Source organism: Bradyrhizobium sp. MI1.11 (genome assembly GCF_055811255.1).
The window spans coordinates 39,006-63,307 of record NZ_JBVVPM010000002.1 but is presented as its reverse complement, the minus strand read 5'-3'; the positions used below and the strand labels follow the sequence as shown (position 1 = coordinate 63,307).

At 59.5% G+C, this 24,302-nt stretch carries 19 protein-coding genes, 1 tRNA gene and 2 pseudogenes; 7 read left to right on the top strand and 15 right to left on the bottom strand.

Features of this window, described 5'->3' with window-relative positions; translation table 11 throughout:
• The first annotated feature begins 36 nt into the window (after positions 1 to 36).
• On the top strand, positions 37 to 846 hold the full coding sequence (locus tag AC0L30_RS02175; RefSeq protein WP_473403720.1) for a YkgJ family cysteine cluster protein: 810 nt from the start codon (positions 37 to 39) through the stop codon (positions 844 to 846).
• A gap of 138 nt (positions 847 to 984) precedes the next feature.
• Here AC0L30_RS02175 and AC0L30_RS02170 read toward each other — a convergent pair whose 3' ends face one another.
• The 7 genes and pseudogenes from AC0L30_RS02170 to AC0L30_RS02140 all read right to left on the bottom strand — a co-directional run.
• Complete coding sequence (locus tag AC0L30_RS02170) at positions 985 to 2,640, bottom strand: arylsulfatase (protein WP_354164302.1); 1,656 nt, start codon at positions 2,638 to 2,640, stop codon at positions 985 to 987.
• Positions 2,641 to 2,696: 56 nt separating this feature from the next.
• Positions 2,697 to 3,683 carry a formylglycine-generating enzyme family protein gene (locus AC0L30_RS02165; protein ID WP_219684716.1) on the bottom strand — a complete coding sequence of 329 codons (987 nt, stop codon included), beginning with the start codon at positions 3,681 to 3,683 and terminating at the stop codon, positions 2,697 to 2,699.
• 60 nt (positions 3,684 to 3,743) lie between these two features.
• Entirely contained in the window at positions 3,744 to 4,772 is a 1,029-nt protein-coding gene (locus tag AC0L30_RS02160; RefSeq protein WP_473403719.1) for an HAD family hydrolase, read from the bottom strand.
• 352 nt (positions 4,773 to 5,124) lie between these two features.
• The gene (locus AC0L30_RS02155; RefSeq protein ID WP_376707528.1) at positions 5,125 to 6,237 is read right to left on the bottom strand and encodes a SphA family protein; all 1,113 of its coding nucleotides are present in this window, start codon (positions 6,235 to 6,237) and stop codon (positions 5,125 to 5,127) included.
• Positions 6,238 to 6,501: 264 nt separating this feature from the next.
• A pseudogene (locus AC0L30_RS02150) lies at positions 6,502 to 6,891 on the bottom strand (porin); the annotation flags it as partial.
• A 128-nt stretch (positions 6,892 to 7,019) separates the two neighbouring features.
• Complete coding sequence (locus AC0L30_RS02145) at positions 7,020 to 7,163, bottom strand: hypothetical protein (protein ID WP_219684718.1); 144 nt, start codon at positions 7,161 to 7,163, stop codon at positions 7,020 to 7,022.
• 415 nt (positions 7,164 to 7,578) lie between these two features.
• A pseudogene (locus AC0L30_RS02140) lies at positions 7,579 to 8,109 on the bottom strand (porin); the annotation flags it as partial.
• 211 nt (positions 8,110 to 8,320) lie between these two features.
• On the opposite strand from AC0L30_RS02140, the gene AC0L30_RS02135 reads away from it, so the two are divergent.
• On the top strand, positions 8,321 to 9,577 hold the full coding sequence (locus AC0L30_RS02135) for a tyrosine-type recombinase/integrase (protein WP_473403718.1): 1,257 nt from the start codon (positions 8,321 to 8,323) through the stop codon (positions 9,575 to 9,577).
• Between the two features lie 90 nt (positions 9,578 to 9,667).
• Here the strand turns inward: AC0L30_RS02135 and AC0L30_RS02130 are convergent, their stop codons facing one another.
• Positions 9,668 to 11,617: a DEAD/DEAH box helicase family protein gene (locus tag AC0L30_RS02130; RefSeq protein ID WP_473403717.1), complete on the bottom strand. Its 1,950-nt coding sequence runs from the start codon at positions 11,615 to 11,617 to the stop codon at positions 9,668 to 9,670.
• 872 nt (positions 11,618 to 12,489) lie between these two features.
• Here AC0L30_RS02130 and AC0L30_RS02125 point away from each other — a divergent pair.
• Positions 12,490 to 13,062 carry a transposase gene (locus AC0L30_RS02125; RefSeq protein ID WP_473403716.1) on the top strand — a complete coding sequence of 191 codons (573 nt, stop codon included), beginning with the start codon at positions 12,490 to 12,492 and terminating at the stop codon, positions 13,060 to 13,062.
• A gap of 481 nt (positions 13,063 to 13,543) precedes the next feature.
• Here AC0L30_RS02125 and AC0L30_RS02120 read toward each other — a convergent pair whose 3' ends face one another.
• Positions 13,544 to 13,666, bottom strand: a complete 123-nt coding sequence (locus AC0L30_RS02120; protein ID WP_473403715.1) for a hypothetical protein — start codon at positions 13,664 to 13,666, stop codon at positions 13,544 to 13,546.
• A complete protein-coding gene (locus AC0L30_RS02115; protein WP_473403714.1) occupies positions 13,663 to 14,388 on the bottom strand; it encodes a recombinase family protein in 726 nt (241 codons plus the stop codon). The genes AC0L30_RS02120 and AC0L30_RS02115 overlap by 4 nt, the downstream gene beginning before the upstream one ends.
• A gap of 140 nt (positions 14,389 to 14,528) precedes the next feature.
• Between AC0L30_RS02115 and AC0L30_RS02110 the strand changes: the two genes are divergently transcribed.
• From AC0L30_RS02110 to AC0L30_RS02100, 3 genes are read left to right on the top strand one after another with little or no spacing between them, the layout of a single operon-like run.
• Positions 14,529 to 15,347, top strand: a complete 819-nt coding sequence (locus AC0L30_RS02110) for a helix-turn-helix transcriptional regulator (RefSeq protein ID WP_473403713.1) — start codon at positions 14,529 to 14,531, stop codon at positions 15,345 to 15,347.
• 50 nt (positions 15,348 to 15,397) lie between these two features.
• Complete coding sequence (locus tag AC0L30_RS02105; protein WP_473403712.1) at positions 15,398 to 16,171, top strand: hypothetical protein; 774 nt, start codon at positions 15,398 to 15,400, stop codon at positions 16,169 to 16,171.
• Between the two features lie 9 nt (positions 16,172 to 16,180).
• A complete protein-coding gene (locus tag AC0L30_RS02100; protein ID WP_473403711.1) occupies positions 16,181 to 16,972 on the top strand; it encodes a hypothetical protein in 792 nt (263 codons plus the stop codon).
• A gap of 553 nt (positions 16,973 to 17,525) precedes the next feature.
• Here the strand turns inward: AC0L30_RS02100 and AC0L30_RS02095 are convergent.
• From AC0L30_RS02095 to AC0L30_RS02080, 4 genes are all read right to left on the bottom strand, one after another.
• Positions 17,526 to 19,091 (bottom strand): porin, encoded by a 1,566-nt coding sequence (locus AC0L30_RS02095; RefSeq protein ID WP_473403710.1) that lies wholly within the window; start codon positions 19,089 to 19,091, stop codon positions 17,526 to 17,528.
• A gap of 475 nt (positions 19,092 to 19,566) precedes the next feature.
• On the bottom strand, positions 19,567 to 20,172 hold the full coding sequence (locus AC0L30_RS02090; protein WP_473403766.1) for an O-linked N-acetylglucosamine transferase family protein: 606 nt from the start codon (positions 20,170 to 20,172) through the stop codon (positions 19,567 to 19,569).
• Positions 20,103 to 21,299 carry an O-linked N-acetylglucosamine transferase, SPINDLY family protein gene (locus AC0L30_RS02085; protein WP_473403709.1) on the bottom strand — a complete coding sequence of 399 codons (1,197 nt, stop codon included), beginning with the start codon at positions 21,297 to 21,299 and terminating at the stop codon, positions 20,103 to 20,105. Before AC0L30_RS02085 ends, AC0L30_RS02090 begins: the two co-directional genes overlap by 70 nt.
• Positions 21,253 to 22,179 (bottom strand): tetratricopeptide repeat protein, encoded by a 927-nt coding sequence (locus AC0L30_RS02080; protein ID WP_473403708.1) that lies wholly within the window; start codon positions 22,177 to 22,179, stop codon positions 21,253 to 21,255. Before AC0L30_RS02080 ends, AC0L30_RS02085 begins: the two co-directional genes overlap by 47 nt.
• Positions 22,180 to 22,644: 465 nt before the next feature.
• On the opposite strand from AC0L30_RS02080, the gene AC0L30_RS02075 reads away from it, so the two are divergent.
• A tRNA-Ser gene (locus AC0L30_RS02075) sits at positions 22,645 to 22,737 on the top strand.
• A gap of 154 nt (positions 22,738 to 22,891) precedes the next feature.
• Here the strand turns inward: AC0L30_RS02075 and AC0L30_RS02070 are convergent.
• Positions 22,892 to 23,158 (bottom strand): hypothetical protein, encoded by a 267-nt coding sequence (locus AC0L30_RS02070; protein ID WP_219684721.1) that lies wholly within the window; start codon positions 23,156 to 23,158, stop codon positions 22,892 to 22,894.
• Positions 23,159 to 24,302 lie beyond the last annotated feature (1,144 nt).

Genomic DNA, 24,302 nt, shown 5'->3' with positions numbered 1-24,302 from the left:
CAGCGCAGATAGGGCGCGCAATAATAAGAGACGAAAATGGATCAGACAATGTTGAGCGTCGTCCGTGCGGTACAGGCAGGCGCGACGACGATGAAGGGCGTGATCGACGCCACCGGACTATCTCGTCTCAAAATCGAACGTGCGTTGAATGCCCTAGAGAAGCAGCAGCTCCTGGCTCGAGACGGCCAGGGGTTTAGGTCGACCAGTCTGCCGAAGGCAGCCCGGCAGTGCGGATCGTGCAATGCCTGCTGCGATATCCTCGAGGTGGCCGCCGTCGACAAGCCCGTGAACCAGCTGTGCAGGCATTGGCAGACGGGCACGGGATGCACCATCTACGACCGCCGTCCGCAGATGTGCCGGTCCTTTGTCTGCGCCTGGTTGCAAGGTCACCTCGACGACGACTGGTTTCCAGCGAAATCGGGCATCATCGTGCATTTCAGCCAGGATGCGGTCAACGTCACCGTCGATGACCATTGCCCCGATCGCTGGCGCGAGGAGCCTTATTTCAGCAAGCTCGCCGAATGGTCGCTGAACGGCATCAAGAGAATCGGAAACCGCGGTTACGCGACCCTCGTTGTGTCCGGTGCCGATAAGTTCCTGCTGCTGGGACGGACCATCGTTCCCGAACCGACGCTGTTCGGAACAGCGTTCCTGCCGCTTACGGCCGACACTTTCCGGTTCTGGCGGGCGAAATCGCAGGAGCATTTGCAGCGGCTGCACGAGCGCATCGCCGAGATCGAGCGGATCAGACAGGAATTCGGCTCCTGCGCGATTCCCGACGAACTGGATGACGACCCCTACCCGCCCTATCGGTCGGCTCTTCTGCGCTGGTCGAATCACGCCTGAACTCCCACGCGGTGCACGCGGAGTAATTCGCCGTATGCCGCTCGATGCGCGCCGGTCGCGATCGAAACGTGGCGGCGGGCACGCGCGAAAGACGCCGCCCCGGGAGTTCGGGACGACGTCTTGAGGCTGGAAGCTACGCTACTTGGCGATTGCAGCTTGCGCGGCTGCGATCTTCGCCTTCACGGCATCGAGATTGAAGCTCGCGCCCTTCTGCATGGGCGGAAATTCGATCGCCGTCATCGCCAGCTTCTCAACCTGCTGCTGGACAAAGACAAAGCGCCAGAATTCGTATTTGAACCAGTCGAAGTATTGCTGGGCCCCGTATTTGGTCCCGCTATCGGGCCAGCCCGTGCGCTCGAAAGGATCGAGGCGAAGGTTGGTCAAATAGGGCACGTCAACCTTGCTTTTATCACCCAGCCAGCCTCCGGGCTGGTCGATGAAACGATACTTGTAGTCGTCGATGCGCACGGCCCCCAGCTCGCTTTCGCCGAAATAAAAGATTTCATGCCGATTTGACGGCCCCTTGCCAGTGATCATGTCCAGCTGATTGTAGCCATCCAGATGGCACTTGTAGGTGCGGTCACCGATGTGTTTACCCTTTTTGAGCTCGTCGACGATGTTGGGATTGCCTGCAGCGGCCAGGAAGGTCGGGAACCAGTCCAGTCCGGACATGATGCCGTTCTCGACCTTGCCGGCCGGCACCTTGCCCGGCCAGCGGATCATCGCCGGCGCGCGGAAGCCGCCCTCCATGATCGTGCCTTTGCTCTGCGCGAATGGCGTCTGTCCGCCATCGGGCCAGGTGAAGACCTCGGTGCCGTTGTCGGTCGTGAATACCACGATGGTGTTGTCATCGACGCCCATATCCTTCAGCTTCTGCATCACGATGCCAACGTCGTCGTCGAGCTGCGCCATGCCGGCTTCATGGATGGACCAACCATTCTTGGAGTTGCGCATCGCCTGGTACTTCGGCGACAGGTGCGTAACGATGTGCATGCGGGTCGGATTGAGCCACAGGAAGAATGGCTTGTTGTCGGCCTTGGCCCTGTCGATGAAATTGAGCGCGAGGTCGCGGATTTCATCATCCACGGTTTCCATCCGCTTGGGATAGAGCGTTCCGGCGTCCTCGATCCTCTGCTTGCCGACCTTGCCCCAGCGCGGATCCACGGTGGCGTCGTCCACATTGGTCGCCCACGAGTGGACCATGTTGCGCGGACCGACTGTGTTCAACAGCTCCTGCGGATAAGCGGGGTGGGCCGGATCTTCCATCGCGTCGAGGTGATACAGGTAGCCAAAGAACTCGTCGAAGCCATGCACCGTCGGTAGAAACTCGTTTTTGTCGCCAAGGTGGTTCTTGCCGAACTGGCCGGTGGCGTAGCCCATACCTTTCAGCGCCGCAGCAATGGTCACGGCCTCCGCCGGCAAGCCGGTGGGAGCGCCGGCCTGGCCGACTGTGGTCATGCCGGTGCGGATCGGCAGCTCGCCGGTGATGAAGTTGGCGCGGCCCGCCGTGCAACTCGCCTCGGCATAGTAATCGGTGAACAGCATGCCTTCGGCGGCGATCTTGTCGAGGTTTGGCGTCCGCCCGGCCATCATCCCGCGGTGGTAGGCGCCGATATTCCAGATGCCGATGTCGTCACCCATGATGACGACGATGTTCGGCCGTTGCCCGGGCGCAGCGGGCGCCGGCGCCGCGGCTGGTTGCTGCGCTTGTGCAGGGCTCGTCAATCCGATGGCCGAAAGCGCCGAAGCGGCGGCGAGAGAACTACCACTTAACAAGAGATCGCGGCGTTTCATTCCGCCGCCGTTTGGTCCCGCGCTCATCTCAGGCTTTTCCGGAATCCTATCGTTACTCATGACGCGATCCTCTTCCTGGTGATGCACCTGAAGCCGACATGGCTTGCTGAGGTGTCGATCGGCTCGGCATGACGCGCTGCCGGACGATAGCGGCGGCAATAGTTAGGCGCGCAAAGATGCGAGCCGCCCTTAAGCACCTTGCGCGGAATTCTTATCTTCGGATTTCGGGCGTCGTAGCTCGCATTTTCGGGCCCACCCCGCGGATTTTGCGGAATGCAACACGCCTTCGGCGAATCGGCTTCGTGCACCGGCGAATACCAATCGGCCGTCCATTCCCAGACATTGCCGATCATGTCATGCAGCCCGTAACCGTTGGCCGGGAACGCTGTGACCGGCGAGGTGCGCTCGAAGCCATCGGTCGCCAGATTCTCGTGGGGGAAATTACCCTGCCAAATGTTCGCCATATGTTGGCCGCCGGGTAACAGCTCGTTACCCCATGCGAATTCGGCACCGTCTCGTCCGCCGCGTGCAGCGAACTCCCATTCAGCCTCGGTCGGTAATTCCTTGCCGGCCCATTTGGCATAGGCTTCGACATCTCGGTAGGCGACGTGCACGACGGGATGGTTCTCGAGCCCGCGCAAGTTACTGTGCGGCCCGTAAGGACGACGCCAATTGGCTCCGAACTTGAACGTCCACCATTCGCTCCAATGGTGCACGTCCACCGCTTGCTGCGGGGGTGTGAAGACGAGAGAGCCGGCTTTGAGCATGCGCGGCAATGCGCCAGGATAGTCCTTCGCATGGGGTGTCAGTTCAGCGAGGGTGACGTAGCCAGTCGCGTTGATAAAATCGCGAAATTGGCGATTGGTGACAGGCGTTCGGTCTATCCAAAATCCGTCCACAGTGACCCGGTGGACCGGCGCCTCCTCAGGATAGTGAGTCTCGGAACCCATCCGAAAAGTTCCGCCGGGGATATAAACCATCTCCTGGTTTGCTTGCCCCTCAACCGCTGGCCCGGAAAAACATTCCCCACCGGTGAAATTCATTTCATCTTGCCCCTCAACTAACCTTATGGCGGTGTCACGGACATCCGATGGTTCGCGTTCTCACTCGAAGGCGAATATCCGCTTCCAGTCATTCTTCATGTCGACCACCGTCCATCGATTCACCGCTGCGGCGTCCAGGGCCTTCTCCAATTTCCCGAAGTGGGATTGGCGGTCGTAGGCATATTCGCGCTCGGCGTCAGTATGGTGGACGAGCAAACCGAACCGCGCGCCGGGGGCGAGCGTCGCCCATTGGAGCATTTCAAGGTCTCCATCCGAGTTGCCAAACGCCGCGATGGGGCGGCGGCCGATATGTTCATTGATTCCGATTGGCTTACCGCCCTTGTCATCGATGAAATTGACCTCGGGCAACCGGAACAGGACCGGGGTGCTGTCGCGCATCTCAAACCGGGTCTTGATCGAGGATCCGACCACCTGCTCTGGAGGGACGCCGTAGATGGCATCCGTCCACGGCCGCATGAACTCAACACCGCCGCCTGAAACGATGACAGTCTTGAAACCGTTCGCCCTAAGGTAGGCGAGCAATTCCAACATCGGTTGGTACACCAACTCGGTGTAGGGTCGTTTGAAGCGTCTGTCGCGCGCCGTCGCAAGCCAGTCCGCGACGATCGTCTCAAACTCTGCCGTCGTCATACCGGCGTGGGTGACCGCGACCAGTTCGGCAACGCCCTTTTCGCCGGAAGCTGCGAGCGCGTTCATCTCGCCGTCCAGCACCGCCGCGAAGGGCTGTTTGCCCTTCCATTCCGGGTGCATCGGAGCCATGCCCTTCACGCGATCGAGCACAAAGGCAAGCTGCACATACATGGGTTGTTCGATCCACAGCGTGCCGTCATTGTCGAAGGTTGCGATCCGCTGTTGGGGCGGCACGAAATATGGGCCGCCCTGGTCCGTGACGCGCCTAACGAAGTCGACGATAGATGTCTTCGCCGAACCGTCATTCCAGGAAGGCAACGGATCGCGCTGGGATTGTGCCAGCGCCGACCTGGAGTAAAGCGAGGCTGAAAGCAGCGGAAGCACCGCCAGGGAAGAAAGAAGAGCGCGCCGATCCAGAGATTCAATGATTGGCGTCATACCCATCTCCAATTGCTCTGCAAAAGGGGGCGCAACATGCGATCATTCGCCGCGGGCAGCATCTCGTAGTGTTGAAGGATGCTCGAACGATTTTCTGTGGTCAGACGACGATCTCGTCTCCGTCAGCTATTTTCCGGTAGTAGGTCTTTTGAGGGCAAGTAAGGCTTACAGAAACGGAGCGGCGCACTTCGGGGTTGATCTAGATCAAGCGATAGTCGCTGTAGGCGAAGGTGCAGGATCATGATCCCAGTCGCGCACGGCGGAATATCGAGAGGCGTCTCTCGCGCGCCCTTGCTAAAGCTTTTGGAGGCGATCGATGTTCGAGAGCCGGTAATCCGGCGGTTAGCTGGTCTTAGTATTTTCTAACGATGGGCTTTGTCGTCGCAGGCGTTCCAGGCGCGGGCGGCGAGATTGAGAAGGTGACCCAAGTGTTCCAGCCGGATGGCCGATTTTCCGCGGCGAACTCTCCGTAAGCCTTCAGATTGAGATAGCCCTGCATGTCGCCGACCGGAAACAGAAAACCGATCTGGGGACCGACACCAGCTACCTGGGACTGGAAGCAACCGACGCGGTCACCTGCACCGCTATCGCAGCCCAGTCCCTTGTAGACATAGCCCACGAGGCCGACCATGACCTGCTTCGACAAGAACTGCGATGCACCCCAGTCGAAGTGCATGTCGACACCATTCTGATACTGCGTCGCCGTATTCTTGAAGTTGTAGGTGAAGCCGAGCACCCCGGAAAATTCGTGACCGGTCTGCGGATTGAAATAGGTGTAGCCGCCGCCGGCGTCGATCGCTCCGTGTCCGATGCCCAGGTTCGACAAACGATCGGATTGGTAAGCGCCGACAGGGATGTCACCGGTGATATAGGTCATGTAGTTGTGGACGCCGGCGTTCCAGCGCAATGCGAATTGCGGCGCCAGATCCCCAAAGCCCCACGTCGTGTCGCTGATCGTGTCGGACCGCGCGAAGGGAACATTACCGAACGGCGTCGTGATCACGCCGGACAAGGTCCCCGCCAAGCTGGTGCCGACGACTCCATAGGCTGCGAGGAGCGAAACTGACGCCTGGCCGCCGAGCACCGGCGTTGCAAATACATAGCTCGGAAGCACAAGGCCGAGATCGCCGGTGGCGTTCACATTCAGATTCAGATTTGCGTTCACGGCAAAGTTGGCCGGGACCCTGCCGAGCGTAAATTCACGCGCCCGCGCGACGTCGGCGCCGGCGGATACGGAGGTGTGGTAGTAGATGGTCGCCAAGGACCAGCCCGGCTGCTGCGGCGTGGCCGCGAGGCTTCCGAAGAGGCCGGGGATCCAGAAACTGATGCCGTTTTCGTCGGCGACGGCAGACTGCGCAAAAAGCAACAGAGTGGACGTCAGGAGGGCTGCAGAAATAACTCTGCGTCGATGTGCTGGGACTGAGCGCTCGCTTTTCGCAGCAGCAAGCGCGGCTCTCACCGTCACATTGTGGCTCCAAAACTGGTCGCCTGAGAGTAGAACTGTACGCCATTGTGCGGCTTAGGCAAGTAGCAAGTTCAGCCATGACCCGATGGCCGAAAATAGATGAATGGATTGAGGGAAGCCACAGCGCAAATTGGATATGGCAGAGTCCGCGTGCGGCCCTGTGACAGACGGCTAGCTCCCGCGCACCACCCAGCCAAGGATCATCTCAAACAAAAGCCCCGGCGGTTTCCCGCCGGGGCTTTCCGTTAGTTCGTTAGACCGTACTTACCAGTTGCGCTGAGCGCGGAGGAGCAGAACGACCGAGTCCTGATCCTTGAGCTCGTAGGTCGCGACCGGCTTGGCGGGGATCGCCACGACAGCGGCCGGGGTCACGATGCCAGCGTACTTCTGGTCGAGGTGGGTCCAGGCAACGTCAGCCGAGAACGTCAGGTTCTTGACCGGGGTCCAGCGGGTGATGACACCCACCTGGCCGACGGCGAGGTCCGGGTTGCACGAGGTCACGCCCGCAAACCCAAGACCGATCACACCACCACCAGCACCACCGGCGCCGCAGAGCGTGGTCTTAGCCAAGGTGCCGAACTGCGCCTGAGCGTAGGCACCGTAGATCGCCGTGTTCCAGTAGGGATCCCAGTCCGCCTCTTCTGCAACGGCCTCGGCTGAAGCGTAGCGTGCGACCGGTCACGGAAGCGCCGCGGTGCCGGCAGCGTGGAATAGCGGTGGCTTCTTCAGAAGCGAAACCCTCCGCCTCGATTACCACGATGGCGTGGATTGAGTGAGACGCTCTACGCCAGTTGTGGTAGCATCTGTCCGGGAACAGGCATCTGCTGTCCCAGATCAACAAAAACGAGGAAAGCCATGAAGACGTTGGCCATGTCCGCTTTTGCTCTTGTCGCCATGTCGATTACGCCGGTGAATGCAGAGCCCATCAAAGTCGCAGCCGAAACCAGCAATGGCGCTAGGGTCCAATGCTCCCTGTCCAGTGGTGTGGGTCACAATTGCAGAAACGTTCTCAACTTCAAAACTTTCTACGAGTGCCAAGCCAACAGGATGGAGAGGGGCTGGACCAGCATTGAGAGCTCCAACTACTGCCGAACCCTCGACGTGAAATAACGACGGTTTCTGTTTGGACTCCAGGAGACCGCCTCTGTTGGCGGCCTTTTTCGTACCAAGAGCCCGGCACCGAGACCGCCTCTGCGCCTCAGAGGCGCGATGACGATTGATCCCAATCTCATCGCGCTTGACCGACCATCGCTTGCTCTTCGACCGCGAGGGACAAGGCCAGCAAAAAAAAAGCCCCGGCGGTTTCCCGCCGGGGCCCTCTGTCAGGTCGTTAGACCGAACTTACCAGTTGCGCTGAGCGCGGAGGAGCATAACGACCGAGTCTTGGTCCCTCAGCTCATAGGTCGCGGCCGGCTTGGCCGCGGGGCCGTTGATAGCCGTGGTGGTCACGACGCCAGCATACTTCTGGTCAAGACGGGTCCAGGAGACGTCCGCCGAGAACGTCAGGTTCTTGACCGGGGTCCAGCGGGTGATGAGACCCACCGTGCCAAGCGCGAAGTCCGGATTGCAGGACGTCACGCCGGCAACACCCGAGATGATGCCCGCGGGTCCGCAGAGGAAGCCCTTCGCACCGCTGCCGAACTGAGCCTGAGCGTACGAACCGTAGATCGCCGTGTTCCAATACGCATCCCAGTTATGGGTGTACGCACCGCGGAAGCCCCAGGTCTTGATGGTTTCCTGCTGACCGCCCGTGACGAACACGGTGTCCGGAGCATTCGCCGCGCCCACGCTGGCGTAGGCAACGTTTGAGCTACCGTAAAGCGCGAACGAGCTACCCGCGAGGTTCTGGAAGTTGTAGCGGGTCGCACCATCGGCGGATCACGAGGCCCGCGCGCGATTCGGCGAGTGGCTGGCAGAGATTGAGATACGCATTGCGAGCCTGAAGGCCGCAAAGGCAAAAGGACCGCAGCCGCTTACACGGCAGCAAGCCTATGCCCTGGCTGGCCAATGGTATTCCTGGTTTCTATCGAAGCACGAACGAGACCTAAGGACGCCCGGACATTGGCGAGCCCTGGGGGAAACCTTGGTCTGGGAAGTCATTCGACCTCACGCCCCGGAGGAATACGAAGAGCGGCCGGCAAACGACCCCGACTGTGATTGGCAGTTCTCGCCCGAGGTAAAGGAGGAAATACGCCCCGCCATCGCGCTTGAGGCCGAAACAGCAGCGTTCTTGCTTGAACAAGGTCTAAAGCTCACACCAGATGCAGACGCACTCTTTGTTGACGCCGTGAGTGACAACCTTCTGCCGGCATTCCAGCGGTTGGAGGCGCTCGCGCGGGGCGACTTTAGCCCCGATAAGCATCCGTCCGTCTTTCCTGCGCTGAAAGAGGTGAGCGCCGTTACGCCAGTTAAGGCGCTGGAGCTTTTCGACGCTTGGAGGAAAGCGGTCCAGCCGGCTGAAGGCACGGTTTACCGCTGGGCTACAGTGTTCAAGGAGGCCAATCGCCACTTCCCCGACGTACGATGTATTACCTATGAAAGCGCAAAGGCCTGGATGACAGGTCTTATCAATGTAGAACGCTCAGCAGGAACGGTTGCGGGTGCGTGGCGGACAGCGCTGAAAACGGTGTTCACTTGGGGCCTGAAAGAGAGATTGATCGAGAGCAATCCTTTTACCGAGGTCCACATCAGCGTTCCTCGAAAAAATGTTGAGCGAGAGGGCAAAGCGTTCGAGAGAGCGGAGATCAAGACGATCCTATCAGCCGCCCTCCTCGCGTCTGACACCAAATCCTACAGCGAGCGAGCCCGCCGCTGGGTGCCATGGATTTGCGCCTATTCAGGTGCGCGTGCAGGCGAAATCACGCAATTGCGAGCCGCCGACATACAGCAGCGAGATGGTTTTTGGTTCGCAAGATTGACGCCGTCGGCGGGCAAGATGAAGACGCGCAAGGCTCGCACGATCCCGGTCCATGAGCACCTCATTGAACAAGGTTTCATTGAGTTCGTGCGCAGAGCAAATGGGGCTCCCCTGTTCTATGAGCCCAACGAGCGGTCCGAGAAGCGAGTGGAAAATCGACCCCGACAGAATCAAGCGGAGCGAATGAGATCACAAGTGGGCATGTGGGTGCGGTCTTTGGGCGTAAATGACCCAGAGATCAGCCCAAATCATGCGTGGCGCCACACTTTCAAAACGATAGCAGCTCGCGTCGGCATTGATGAGCGGTACAGCGACGCCATTACCGGGCATGTACCTCCAACGACGGGGAGGAAGTACACCACACCGACGCCCGAGGATCTCGCGGAAGCAATCAAGAAGTTCCCTCGATACAAGCTGGATTGATAGTGTTCGCCCCGAGGCAAACGCGCGGTGCCAAAGTAAAGGCCGCACCAGAGGCTCCAAATGGAAACCTTGATGCGGCCGGTGCTCTGATCAGGCGGCCTTCACGAGGAAGCTCTTCGCTCCCCTCCCTTTACCTTCCGAACCATACGTCACCCCAATGGACCGTAGGGCCAGCGTGGTTTGATGGTTCTCGTCGCGAAGCAGCCTTTGCAAGTCTTTGCGCTGCTGAGGCTTCAAGCTGAACTCGCGGCCGATCACGTTCATGAAGGTGCGGCCGGGATTGCGGTGCGCCATGTAGGTCACCAGCCGCTCGTGAGGTAGTCCTGAGCGCTTCAAACGGACCTTCGGGCCATCTGGCTCGAACGACCAGTCTTGTACGGCGACGTTGGGCAGTTCCTGCCGGATGTAGCGCAGTATCTCCGAACCACGCTCGCCAGTCGGCAGCACAATGAACACGTCCGTAGGAGCGCAGCGGCCTTGCACGTCGATGACCTTGCGGAGCCGAACGCGTCCGATTGCCTGCACGATGGACGCAGCGAGGTGACGCTGCTGGAGAAGCTCCCGGACGTTCACGTGGCCCTTCCATGAGGGATTGTCGTGCCAGTCGTCAGCTTGCACACCTTGGAATGCAAAGAAGACATTGGTGCCCCAAACGTGGTCCCTGAACGGGAGGCCCATGATCACAGCGGTGTCGTAATCCTTGAACTCATTGCTGCCGTCTACTGCACCCCAATGCGTTGCTGCGGCGGCTTTCACCGAGAGGTCACCCGCAGTTGGCACGAGGTGCTCCACGCGCTTGTGAACAACGAACAGGACCTGTTTTTCGGGAGTAAGGCGCTGGGCAAGGTTCTCTTGCAGAGCCGCAAACCGAGATGTAGCCAGTTCCTCCATCGCGGTCTTACCGATCCTCTCTGTGCGGGCCACGTGCAGGGTCACGTTGCTGTAGTCCCGAACCCCCCGAGGCGTGGGAATGATGTCAGCGCGATCCTCCATCAGGTCGTACATCAGATCCACGCCAGCGGTAGCGTCGAGCACCACGGGCCCAGGTAGCTCCAAGGGGACGGCGAGCGCCGACGAGTTCAGCGTGTGCTCGTTTCCCCTCAAGGCCATAAAGGCGTGTTGATCGAGCAGCTCTTCAGCGGCGGCAAGCGTCTTATCGTACCGCTTCGCTAAACGGTCGCGCTCCTTCTCATCATCCCTTCCAATGATCCGGTCGTAAGGTAGCTTGCGCATTTCAGCGCGGAGGGGGGAGAGGTCGACCACGGCCGGACTGTCGCCAGCCTCCCACGCCAACGCGGTGCCAATCCGAAAACCATCATTGACACCGGCGTGGAACAACATCTCCTCGCGTAGGGTCTCCAGGGCTTCCACCTCAGTGGGGTAACTGAGCCGCATCTCGTGCGTGATGTGGCCGACCACCCGGCTCAGCTCATCCAGCTTCACCTGACTGTGCTTCACGACGTTGGCTAAGGCCTCATCAACGATGGTGAGGAGACGTCGCCCGCCACGCCATTCTGTCAGTCGATGCCACCTATCAGCGTTGACACCGGACAAGGTCTCCTTGGCCCTGGTATAGGCTTCGTGTGTGATGACCACGATGTCGCTGTCCGTCAGTCGCTCAGGGGTAGCCCTGTGGTCCGTGTGATCCGCTATGGCAACGTCGCGCCCTACGTAGGAATTGATTTGTGACACCACCTCATCAGCCTGAGCCTTGAGGCGAGTTACAATCATAACACCGACTGGTTTGATACCGTCAGTGAGAGCCGCATTGAGCTCGGCTTGGACACCGCAGTACACCACGGCGCCCATGGTCTTCCCTGAGCCTGTGGGCGGATTCAATACACGCCACCTGCAAGGTTGATCTTGAGCGGTAGCTATAATTGATTGACTGTAGGTGTTGGCCATAATGCGCCAGAGTTTTCTTAGGGGCTCACTGGCCGGCATGTTGAACTCTTCGGTCCACCGAGTGGTGAACCTGTCAACGAACATCTGCGGCGACACGAGAGCGTATTGCTCGTGTTGGCCGATATGGGCTTTCATGGTTTGGAATTATTCCGTGCATCAATGGGGGTGCGATCCCTAAAGGATAGTTCTTTAGAGGTTGGCCCCCCATTACGGGAAGGAAGGCACATAGGGCCACAGGGTGACCGTGCCGACTACTCTGTGCATCTGTTGTGTAGATGCAGCTCAAAGTGCTCAATTTCGAGCACAGTTATAATTACGAAGGTGGTGGGTGTTACCGTTCCTGAGCAACCTCATCAGGTGCCCTACAGGATCGACAGGGAAGCCCGAGGATTCGTTTCAGTCTGTAAGGGTCTCTTCCTGAGCGACCTCCTTTAAAGACGCCTCATGGATTCCCGTGGCCGCTTGAGAGGCATTGGTGCCTGCGGCCTCCTGTGCATTACGTAATGTGTCACCGGTTTTTGCGGGGGACCGCGGGCTCCTGTCTCTTCGGGCTCTCGTCTTCGGACGTGTGCACCCCCTGGGCTTCTCACGGCTGTCGATGACGCAAGGGGCCGAGGGGAGGTCGGTAGCCGTCAAGTAGTAGGCTCCTCCAACAGCTCTCTGCTGAGCGGCATCAGGCTTCCACCGTCGACCGTGTTGGAGGGGGTGAGCGCATCCTGTATAGTCCATCAGGGGACCTGCGGATGCGCTTTCCTCTGTAGGTGGGGGTGACTTGCCGCTAAGTGCTTGGCATCGTGGCCAAACGTATCCAAAAAGGTGGGGTTCTGTGTACACCTAACGAAACGGCGGGATCAAATGGGCCACCCTCTGGTCTCTAACGCCGGGACGTCGGCATCCAACCTCTTGATCCACCGTCCAAACACTCCCAACGACCGGCATATTGTGTGTAGCTGGCGAAACGGCGTATAGAGGCGGCCGGCAGATCACGCCCGACCCGCTCTCCACTTATGCACTCTCCATTTGAAAACGACACCGCAGCCCGTGCTCTCTTGGAGCGGCTAAGGTGGCCCCACGGTCCCCAATGCCCCCGCTGTGGCGCTCAGGATCCCGAGGTGTTCCTGATCGGCGGTGAGAAGCACAGCCACCGCGAAGGGCTCTATCAGTGCAAGCGGTGCCGTAAGGGTTTCAGTGTCACCGTGGGCACTCCCTTCGAGCGCCTGCGAATACCATTGAGCACCTGGGTTCGCGCCGCCCGCGCCTTCTCCGATGGCAAGCCGACGCTCTTGCAGATCCAATCTGAACTGGGGGTGGCCTATAGGACCGTGCTGCGCATGCGGGATGTCATCGCCCGTGCCGCACGTTTCTACCGCGGGCATAAATACGTGTTTGGCGCGTGGCCTCAGGAACTGATGCAACACAAGCGAGAGAGTGGTGAGAAGACGATACAGGCCACCGTCCTGAAAAAAGCGCTCCCGGCCCTCAAGTCGGGTGAAGCGAACCGCACCGAGCGACTGCTGCGGCTGCTCCTCGCGTCTCCGAAGGTGACACCGCGGAAGAAGCGCCGGCGTTCTCTGGTATAGGTGCGGGTGCTTGGCCCGTAAGTCGTTGACGCGGCAATCAAAGGTACTCGAAAACAGGGTGTTTTGTGTTCACTTAACGAAACGTCCCCAGACGCCCAGCGCAGGGTCGAGTGGACCGCGAAGTGCGTGGCCCCCTTAGGACGTGGCCCCTTAGGACATGTCCAACGAAACCATGGAGCTGGTGCGGCGGAGGCTCATGGTACTGCGAGAGAAAAATTCAGCGCTGAACACCGAGCCGTTGGGGGCCACGCTGGCTTGGGCTGGGGCCATTGCATGGGCCGGTTGGCGCCTGATCAACTGGTTGCTTTCCTCCTAAACCTGCGCACCGGCTTCGAACACACCGCAGCCGTAAGCTCCGCCGCCGCCGCCCTTCAAGCCAAGGAAGCTCGAAGTCGGGTGGGACCTCGACGCCAAATTAGGATCCCTTACCGGAAAGGGGACCCGTCGTTTTCGCGTGGTCTCTCGTGCGGGCCGGCAGGTCTCAACCGCTGCGGTAGATCAGCCACAGGCCGACGATGAGGAGCACGCCTGGGCCCTTGGGAGCCTGGAGCGCAGTGAGGAGTGTCGAGAGCAGCACCAACAGTGTTCCAAGCAGTGACATCATTGCGCCCCTCGTGTGGCCGAGAGGATCGCCAGGGGAGAAGGCCTCGCGAGCATCAGCTTGACCGCTGTGGGCGCGTACGGCTTGCCCGTCTTCGTAATGTGTCCTGCTTCGGCAAGGGCAGCGGAGATGTCCCTCAGAGACCGCTTGCCGCCTTTGGGCCTCGCGCGGGCCAGCTTGCGGGCCAACTCAACCGTCTCGGGCCGCTCCTCGGCGATAGACTTCCGACCCTCCACTTTCACCCCCGCGCGTCGCTTGCGATCCCGAGCGCCCTTCAGCTTCGCCACGAGCATGGCCTTTTCGAACTCCGAGACGGCACCAAGCACCTGCCTGATGAGGCGGGCGGTTGGGGTGTCGTCCAAGAAAGATGTGGGGCTATCGGCAGCAATCAGATCAAAGCCGCGCGCTTTGAGCATCGCGAATCCTACCTCTTGAACCATAAGGTCCCGCGCGAAGCGATTAGCCGTCTCAACTACGATGGTCTTTGTGCCGTTCGCCTCCAACGCCTCCAGCATCTCCGCAAACCCGGGCCGGGTGTCTATTGGGTCGGAGCCCTTCACAGCCTCATCGTAATAGGTGCCCACCAGCTCGATGCCGGCGCGCTTCGCAAAACCCTCGATGGCCTGTAGCTGCCTTCGGCCGCTGTCCTTGTCCTCGCCAATGTTAGCTGCCGAGGAGGTCCTCAAATAAGCGAATGCCTTGGTTGATTTTGAAGGCTTTGCCATGGCTTACCTCGAATTGAAGTATCTTATTCCTGAGAATTAGATACGAATTTGGCGTTGCGGACAATGGCTAAGGCGACTTGACACGGAAACGTGTTACACATATACGTGTATGTGTACACTAAAGCGTGTGGATATGGGACATGTTTGAAAATCGGATCAAAGAACTCCGAAAGGCGAGAGGCCTAACTCAAAGACAGCTCGCGGACGCCGCAGGAACGAGCCAGCAGCAAGTTCAGCGTATGGAAGCGGGCAATCAGCTTGCGCGGTTTGATCTGGCGACAAGAATTTCGGCGGCCCTTGGTCAGCCGATCAGCAAGGTGTTTCCATCTGCCGAAGTCCCACTGGCGCGCATGAAGAGCCGCACTGCCGGTCTCGATCACCAGAAGGCCAGTCAGGAGCTTGAGGCGGCTGGTCTCGACATAGAGCCGGATGTCTGGACGGTGAAATACAAGCTGCGCGGCGGCGCAGAGGGGAATTTCCCCATTTCTGGTCCTGACATGCACCGGTTGAACGCAATCCTCCACGACGATGCCGAGAGCAGCTTCGTTGTTCTGCCGTCCGTTGATCGGCAGTATGCGATAAATCTAAAGCATCTGACCTTTTGCCAGTTGCTGTTCGACCGCCCGTCTATTGAAGACGACGCAACTCGCGAAAAGAGCTTCGAAGTCCACTTCTATCTGACAGACAATGCTGAACCCCTGCGGTTCGAAGTTGAGCCAGATACCAGCTTGCTCGAACGAGAGGAGGACCCTGAGCCTCTGTCCGTCCAGCTTCAGGACCTCTTTTACTACGCAGAGATGGGCGCGGATCGACGTCGTATGAGTTTCGTCGACTTGGATGGTGAAAGAGCGTTTTTCCGGTCGGACGATGTCAGCATGTTCTCGGTGCCTCTTTGGCTCATCGAGCCCAACGTTTCCGATGAGGAGGACGACGAGACAGAGGGCGACCAAGATGGTTGAGCGCGTAGGCCCCACGTCCACCGATTGTCTCCGCCACCTGTGGATGCACGGTGAGCACCCTTGACACCAACGGGGTGCATCATATTCTTGTATGTGTTTATTCGTTTATGGAGATTTCATCTATGGCATTGAGAGACTTAGTGGCTTCCAAAGCCTCCCTGAAGGAAGCTGACATCGAGGAAATTGTCGCAGAGTTCGTGAGGTACGATGAAGACCACAACGAGATTGTCTTCACGCCGAGCGGCAATGCACTGCCCGCGCGCAAGAAAGTGCTGATTTATCTGGTGGCGCTGCAGGGCTGGCCGTTTATTGCAGCCGAAGTGTCCACGGATGCCTCGCCCTCTGAGCTTGCGGACCAACTCGGGATACCCGGCGGCACCGCGCGCCCGATGCTTATGGACTTGCGCGACAGGAACTTGATTGCGGTGAAGGATGGGCGCTACTCGGTGCGCTCGGCGAACCTTCATTCGGTCAAGGCGGAGTTAGACGGCCAAGGTACCGCCAAGTCAACGAAGACCAAGAAGGCAGGGAAGCAGCAGTCGCCGGATGCCAAAGTCGTTCGCAATGGTGATCGCCCGCGCTCGGGTGGAGGTACCAAGAGTGGAAGCCAGTCTGCGAAGTTCGACGGCTGGATCACCGCGGGCTTCTTCGAGGAACCGCGCACTCTCGCCGACGTGCAAAAGAAATTTCGACAGAGCGGCATCATCGTTCCACGGACGAGTATCCCGTCCCTGCTGCTGAAGGCGGTGAGGGACGAACGCTTGTCCCGCGCCGAGGCTGACGTCAACGGGAAGAGCGTGTGGGTCTACACGCGACCCAAGTGAGGCAGGTCCATGAAAGACCTGATCCTCCGAAATCTGGCGACAGCCATTGAGCCACACCTGCTCTCGGATTTGCTTACCAGTTACGAGAACCTCGTGGCCCGTGCCCAAAAAGGGGACGTTGATGCAGCCCTTGTTGCAAGCGGCAAGTTCGTGGAACACACCCTGCGTGTTGTTGAGTTCATTCGGACCGGAACCGCTCCGCCTGAGATAAAGTCTGCGCAGCAGACCGTGAAGGATATTGAAAAGGACCCCAAGCTCTCGGAGGGCCTTCGGTTGCTCATCCCGCGGATCGCGCACTCCATGATCTACGATGTTCGCAGCAAGCGCGGAGCCATTCACGTCAAGGAAGTCGACCCGCGGGGGATTGACGTGGCACTCAGCGTGCAAGCGGCTTCCTGGGTGGTGGCAGAACTGCTTCGTCAGTTTCACTCCGACGACGAGGCAACTGTAAATCTCGCGCTGCAGAGCCTAATGCGCCCTCACATTCCCTTCATTGAGCAGTTTGGGGAAGAGTTCGTCGTTACGCGCAATGTCTCGGCGGACTGCGAACTTCTTCTTTTGCTGGCCCGCGCTGCTCCGCAAGGTCTTGATAGGACAGCGCTCGGCCAAGTAGCCAAGCAGTTACCGCCAACTGTCACCAGAACGCTGACGAGGCTCCACGATGCTCGATACGTGCATAAAGCGCGTGACGGTCTCTATCACATCACCGGCCCCGGCGAGCAGCATCTTCACCATCTAATCAACACCAGCCCGAAGCCGGAGGGAGTGCAGACTAAGCGGAGGCGACGGCGCGGCAGGTGAACAGGAGGCGGCATAATTAGCCGCTCGCTTTGAAGGCTTTACGAAATACAAAACTCCTGTACAAAACGGTCTCTGACAGGCGCAAAAAACGTAGATTTATCAGCTTGTAAGCTGGCCGTCGGCGGTACCCACCCAACTGTACCGCAACCTAAATCGGTCTGTGGTTTGAGCCCTGCGAGCCGGCGTCGCTTGGTCCCTATCGCCTCGGCCTCGGATGCGAGTGCTGTGTTGCAAGGAAACGCGGTCTCCTCGCGCGCAAGATAAAGCGTTCTCAGTCCAGAGCGGCCCTTCGGGTCTCTGGGCAATGCCGAGGGCGACGACGATGCACGCCACTGGCTTGTTAGGGTTTAGAACTCGAAAAACGGTTGTCCCGAAACGAAAGTCCGGCCCTATTGAGACGGTGTTTGTGCCTCGGCCCCTTGTCTCACAAGCGTAGGCCCATACGATCCGCTGTCGAGCTCTCGGACCGCTATTGCTCCTGAGGCGCCAAATGCAAAAAACCCCCGGCAGTTTCCTGCCGAGGGCTCTTGGAGGTTAGGTCGTTAGACCGAACTTACCAGTTGCGCTGAGCGCGCAGGAGCATAACGACCGAGTCTTGGTCCCTCAGCTCATAGGTCGCGATTGGCTTGGCCGCGACGCCGTTGATAGCCGTGGTGGTCACGACGCCAGCATACTTCTGGTCAAGGCGGGTCCAGGAGACGTCCGCCGAGAACGTCAGGTTCTTGACGGGCGTCCAGCGGGTGATGAGACCCACCGTGCCAAGCGCAAAGTCCGGATTGCAGGACGTCACGCCGGCAACACCCGAGATGATGCCCGCGGGTCCGCAGAGGAAGGTCTTCGCACCGCTGCCGAACTGAGCCTGAGCGTACGAACCGTAGATCGCCGTGTTCCAGTACGCATCCCAGTTATGGGTGTACGCACCACGGAAGCCCCAAGTCTTGATGGTTTCCTGCTGACCGCCCGTGACGAACACGGTGTCCGGAGCATTCGCCGCGCCCACGCTGGCGTAGGCAACGTTTGAGCTACCGTAAAGCGCGAACGAGCTACCCGCGAGGTTCTGGAAGTTGTAGCGGGTGGCACCGTCGGTGTAGACGCCCTGGATGTTGATCACGTCACCCGCACCGGTCGGGATGTTCTTGATCGACAGAGCGAGCTGAACCGCCCAACCCCACTTGTCATCGGGATGACCGGTGGGTTCGGTCGCGCCGTAGTAGGCAACGTGGTTGTCATGCGCAGCCACCGACGCCTGGAAGAGACCCCAAGCCTGGTCGACACGGACCATACCCACGAGGTTCGGCGAACGCGAGCCACCGATGGCATTCGAACCATAAGCGGCGCCAGTCACGCCGGCGAGGCCCGCCGCACCGCTCAAGTTGAGGTTGCCGGCCTGCATGTAAGCCGTCGCATCTTCCGCCGAGAACGCCGCCGTCACGCCTTGGCCGAAGTCAGCAGTGTAGCTGAACTGGTTGATACCGGTGACCGTGCCGCTACCGCCGGCGAGACCGTCGAAGTTGTTGCCGGGATAGTTGGTCCAGGGCGCGTCGAACTGCGACACGGCCTTACCCATCGTGAAGCCAGCGAACTGGATGAAGGCGTAGTACACGCCGAGCGAACCACCCGAGGTACCACCGTCGGTCGGGTTGATGGTCGAACCAACCAGCGCGGGGGCCGCACCCGAGGTGTTGAGGGCCAGCGTGCTGCTGTAAGCGGTCGTGCCGGTCGCGCTACCGGTGCCGTTGTAGTTGCCGGTCGTCCACGAGAAGACGCCGTCGAAGAAGGTACGGACAACGCCGTATTCAGTCGCGGTGCGGGTGTCGATGTTGAGGTCTTCACGAGCGCGAGCGGTGTAGTAGTTCGTCAGGCGGTTACGCGCGCCGTTGTTACCGGTGGTCTGCCAGTTGATGTCGCTGTTCGTGTTCAGCGCGACTTCAGCGCGCAGATAACCACCCAGCTTGATGCAGGTGTCGGTGCCGGGGATGTAGTAGAAACCCGCGCCGTAGAGCGAGCAGATCCTCACGTATTCGACCGCCTTGGCCTTTACGGGAAGATCAGCCGCTTGTGCTCCACCAACGGCCAGCAGAGCTGCCGCGGAACCGAGCAAAAGGCCCTTGAACTTCATGTTAAACCTCCAAGTTGAAGCTCCGTACAAATTTTCGTACAAAGCCGTTTGAGCTACCCGCGAAAAGACGTTGGAAATCAACGCATCCTCGTATCGATGGTCTACTTAAGCGAACCACCTAAGACGGGACGACCTCGGGATGCCCCCCTCCGTCGCTCAGTCACAATTACCGAACGCCCTTGCACACACAACAACAGAACGCTTCAGAAGCGGCCGATGGAGCGTGTTTTCCGACGGGTGTTGCACAAATAACACGCAGATGTGATCAGAACGACTTTGTAACACCTTGAATCTGCGGCGTTTTTTCGACGGGTTTCATTTGCCGTCCGAAAGTTCCGGCACGGGCCCCACATGAGCGGAGATGCTCTGTTGTGGGGCAGAGGCGTCCGAATCGTGGAATCAACCAAGGACCCGGCACGGACCAAACCCTCGGGAACTGGCTGCCCTGATTAGTAGGCGGCCGCGACGGCCGTCCTCATCCGCGCGCTTGAATGTCGATATGATCCGGCGGCAAGCCGGCCTGATGTCGTAGATACATAGCCTCGTAAGCCGTCTCGAGCCGCCTGGCGTAGAGCGCCGCATCAAAGAGTGATGCGGTCAGGCGGTTCCCTTGCAGCCGTCCGCGAATATCCGCCAGCTTCTGTTTATCGAGCGCTAGCTCGATCGCGAGTGCTTCATAATCCGCACGCGTTCGCGTGATCAGCTCGGGCAGACCGACAGCGCTCAGCAAGCTCGCGGCCACGCGGCCGGCGAAACTATTCCCGATATGGGTCACCACCGGCAGACCGGCCCACAACGCATCGCTGGCCGTCGTATGTGCGTTGTAGGGCAGCGTGTCGAGGAAGAGGTCTGCGAGGCGATGGCGCGCCAGATGTTCGGATGAAGACGCAACGCGCCTTGCAAACACCAGTCGATCCGGGTCGACGCCCCGGCCCTTGGCTTCCTTCCGCAGATTCGATTTTGCGATCTCGCCCACGTCGGACAGCCACAAGACCGACTGATCCACGCTCTTCAAGATCTCCATCCAGGAGCCAAAGACAGCCGGATTGATCTTGTAGGCATTGTTGAAGCAGCAAAACACCGTCCATTCCTGCCGCAAATCGTGATCGGCCCGATTGGGCGCAGCATCGTCGATCGTTGCGACGTGATTATCACGCGGCATGAAGCTGCCGGGCAGACGAACGACCTTCTCGTCGAAGAACTGGCTGTTTTGATCTGGCAGCACGATTGGATCGGCAATGATGTAGTGGAAGAGCTCCCTGCTCCCAGCGTTCCCGCGAAGCCAAGATAGTTGACGACGATCGGAGCCGGGCTGGACGCAAACAACGACAGCCTGGCATTATGCGTATGGCCAGCAAGATCGACAAGAATATCGATCTGCGCATCGTCGATCGCTTTCAGGACTTCACGGTCGAGCTTGTGCTCGCAATCGACAAAGCGATGAAATGACTTTTCGAGCCGCCTGCGCAGATCACTGTTATCGTCAGGACCGATTGAAAACGCGTAGGTCTCGAAGCGGTCGGCATCGTGATTCTCGAAGATCTCGGCAGTGAGATACCCGACCGGATGCTTGCGAAAATCAGGTGAAACATATCCGACCCGGATCTTGTCGTGGCGACGGACTTCACCCCCTGACCTCGTTTTGGAGACATGCGGGAGCTTTGCCCTGACCCAGGTCCTGGCGCAGCCGAGCTGATCATCGGGAGAATCCGTCAGGGACAGCAAAGCAAAGGGAGAGCTATTGGCCTTCCCGAGCCGTATTGCTGCCGTCAACCGGCCGATCTCTTCGTCCAGATTGTCCCAATTGCACAGGTTCATCTTCGCAAGAAGACGCAAACCCTCGATACCCTCGAGGTCGGGCCTGATCGACACCGCCTTGTCGAAGGCGATGAAGGCTTCGTCATGGCGCCCGAGCTCGGTAAAGACGTTGCCACGGCCGATCCAGGCCCCCTCTATGTCGGCCTTGATCGCGAGCGCCTTGTCATACGCGGCAAGAGCCTCCTCGTAACGCTTCAGCCCCCACGCCACATTGCCGCGACCGAGCCACGCCTCGGCGAGATCAGGCTTGATCGACAGCGCTCGGTCGTACGCAGCGAGTGCATCGTCACGGCGCTTGAGCTCGGTGAGAACATTGCCGCGGCCAAGCCAGGCTTCCGCCAGATCAGGCCGGATCGACCGCCCTGTCATAGGCAGCCAACGCCTCGTCAAGGCGTTTGAGATCGAAGGACACGTTGCCCCGACCAAGCCACGCGTTCTCCAGGTCGGGCTTGATCGAGAGCGCCTTGTCATAGGCTGCCGAGGCTTCGTCGTAACGCCTCAGGCTCCAGAAAAGATGGCCTCGGGCAACCCATGCGCTCTCGAGATCAGGCTTGATCGAGATCGCCTTGTCGTACGCGGCAAGCGCCTCGTCGTGGCGCTTGAGATCGGTGAAAACTTCACCTCGGCCAACCCATGCACTCGGGACGTCCGGCCTGGCCGACAGCGCCTTCTCGTACGTGGCAAATGCGTCGTCGTACCGCCTGAGATTCCGGAGTGCATTGCCTCGACCAAGCCATGCAGTCTCCATGTCAGGCCTGATCGACAACGCCTTGTCGTAGGCCACGAGCGCATCCTCGTAGCGCCTGAGCTTTTCAAGGCAGCCGCCCTTGCTTGCGTAGGCATCGGCAAAGTTCGGATTGTAGAATGTCGCCTTGTCGAATTGCTCGATCGCTTCGCCATAGCTTCGCGCGAACTCGGCAAGGATCGTGCCTCTGTTGTGATACGAAAGGGGATTGCGCGGATTCACCGCCAATGCGCGCGTGAAATAGGCCAGAGCTTCCTGAGGCCGATTCAGCGCTTTGAGCGCATATCCATAATTGCTGAGGGCCTCGTCGCTGCTTCCGTTCAGGGCCACGGCCGCCCTGAGATGGATCTCGGCCTGGGCAAACCGGCCTTGTACGAGCTTCACCACGCCCAGGAGATGTTCGACTTCGAAGATGTTCCTGGAGGATTTTGCGATCTGCTGCAGTATTCTTTCCGCTTTGACCAAATCATGGGCGTGAAAGGCTTCGACAGCACGTCGAAATTTGGTCTGCAGTTCACCCGCCAAGTCCATTCCTCCCTCGGGACGTCGGTCAATCATACCATCGGTCCCGACATTGCAAGATGAGACCGTAGCGGCGTCGCGCGGCCGTCGAGGGACGAGCGAGCGTTTCAGCCCGGCAGCCTTCGCTGATTACGGCGACGCCTGGCGCGGCGGAGCGGCTCCTGGGCCGGCGAGCGAGTTATCCCGACTAAACTAATAAGAGCGCCTGTCCCGCAGCCTGACACGGGACCCCGTCCGCCAATCGGAGAGCGATCACCGCTCCATAGCTTGGGGCGAATCGCGGAAAGATTCAACCAAATCAACTGCTTGCAGGTCGATCACTTGAGAGAAGCGGTCGGTGACAAAGGCAGTTGTCCCCCTCTCAAGCCCACCCGCCGCTTGGTTTCGCAATTCGCTGGGAATATTCGAGCAAAAACACACGCTTCCAAATTGACCAGCCCGAGTAATTAGATGCATAAGGCTCGCACCGGAGAGGTGGCCGAGTGGCTGAAGGCAACGCTTTGCTAAAGCGTCATACGGTCTCAAGCTGTATCGAGGGTTCGAATCCCTCCCTCTCCGCCACCCCGCAGCAGAATCCGAGATCTGTGCGTTCCTTCACCTGACACGCGACGGTGGCCTCATGCCGCCCCGAATCCGGTTGGCGGAGCACGAGGGAACCTGATTCAGCGAAAATCAGCTTTCACCTGCGAAACGACGGCCAGGACGTGATCTCCGCTCAGTGGGCGGAAACCCATGCCCTCGCCTCGCGCTGGGCGGCCGAGATATCGGCGTCCGACATCTGCCCGGCGACTTCCCGGCGCAGCGTCACGGCGTCCTTGCGACCCTTGAGCGCGGCGAGGTTGAACCATTTGTGCGCGGCGACGAGATCGACGAGACCGGAGCGTCCGCTCGCCCAATAGAGGCCGCGCTCGAACAGCACGTCCGACAGCGCGTCTGCGTCGATCGGCGTCGCGGTCTCCAGATCGAAAGTACCCTGAAACATAACGCATCCCCTTTTTTTGTGCCGTCCCGTCCCCCGAGCGCGGCTCCCGTCCAATCAACTGTTCAACTCATCCCCGAGGCTTCTTGCCCGTGCCGTTTGCCGGCTTGTTGGAGGTAATGATGGCGGGCAAATTTGAATGGCAGTTTAAACATCGCGATGAAGCAGACGTAAACGCGTCCGCCCCAGGCGCGTGCGACAAATGCAAGAAGTCCCTGTTTTGCAGGCACTTCTGCAATTCGTCAGATTCGGTTTACCTTGGGATTTTGGGAGAACGATAACCATTGCACACGGTGACGTCGGTTCTGCGGCGTCCCCGCCCGCTGTCGTCACCCTATTCCAGAGATAGCAATGGTCCCACGGGAAGCTGCGGCGTCCTGGATCGCCCGATCGGAGCCGGGCGATGACGCCGCGAATGGACCAGCGGCGCGCGAACAGCGAGCAATTGCGCCGCAGCCTCCCTGCTCGAGCAGGGCGCGCATATGAAGAAACATATGGCTGGAAGCTCGACTGCGGCCATCCTTCGAGACGCCCGCCTGCGGCGGACCCTCAGGATGAGGGATGAGGATGCGGCAGCAGCAACGCAGATGGGTGCAGCTGAGCCTCATCCTGAGGAGACCGCGAAGCGGTCGTCTCGAAGGACGAGGCGCTCGCTCAGGCGCCGCTGAGACCTCATATGCGAACCCGCCTGCTCAAGGGCAGAACGGCCACGCCGCGGTCAGATCAACAATGTCGGGATATGGGAATGCCGGCAATACCCCGGCCTCATCAGAACGAGGGCGTCGGCGAACACGTCAGGACCAGCTTCCACGTTGGCCCGAAGGCCACTTGTGAAATTGCGGAGCCCCTTACGGAGAACCGCACGAACGAAGAAAACTTGTTTCTTCTGCCGGACCGGCCTTTGGCGAGCGAACCCGCGAAAGAGAACGATCCGACCGTTGACCTGATGTCTCGCCGACACCCTCTATCGTCGACCAGAACCTTTTGAGAGGCGCTGATGACGTGCCGGCTCTCTAGGAGCCGACAACTTCAAAAAGCGAAGTTACTTCTTCTTGGCGACCTTGCGGGTCTTCTTCGCAGTCTTCTTCACTGCGCTCTTCGCCTTCTTCGCCTTCTTTGCCTTCTTAGCTTTCTTGGCCATGTTGCC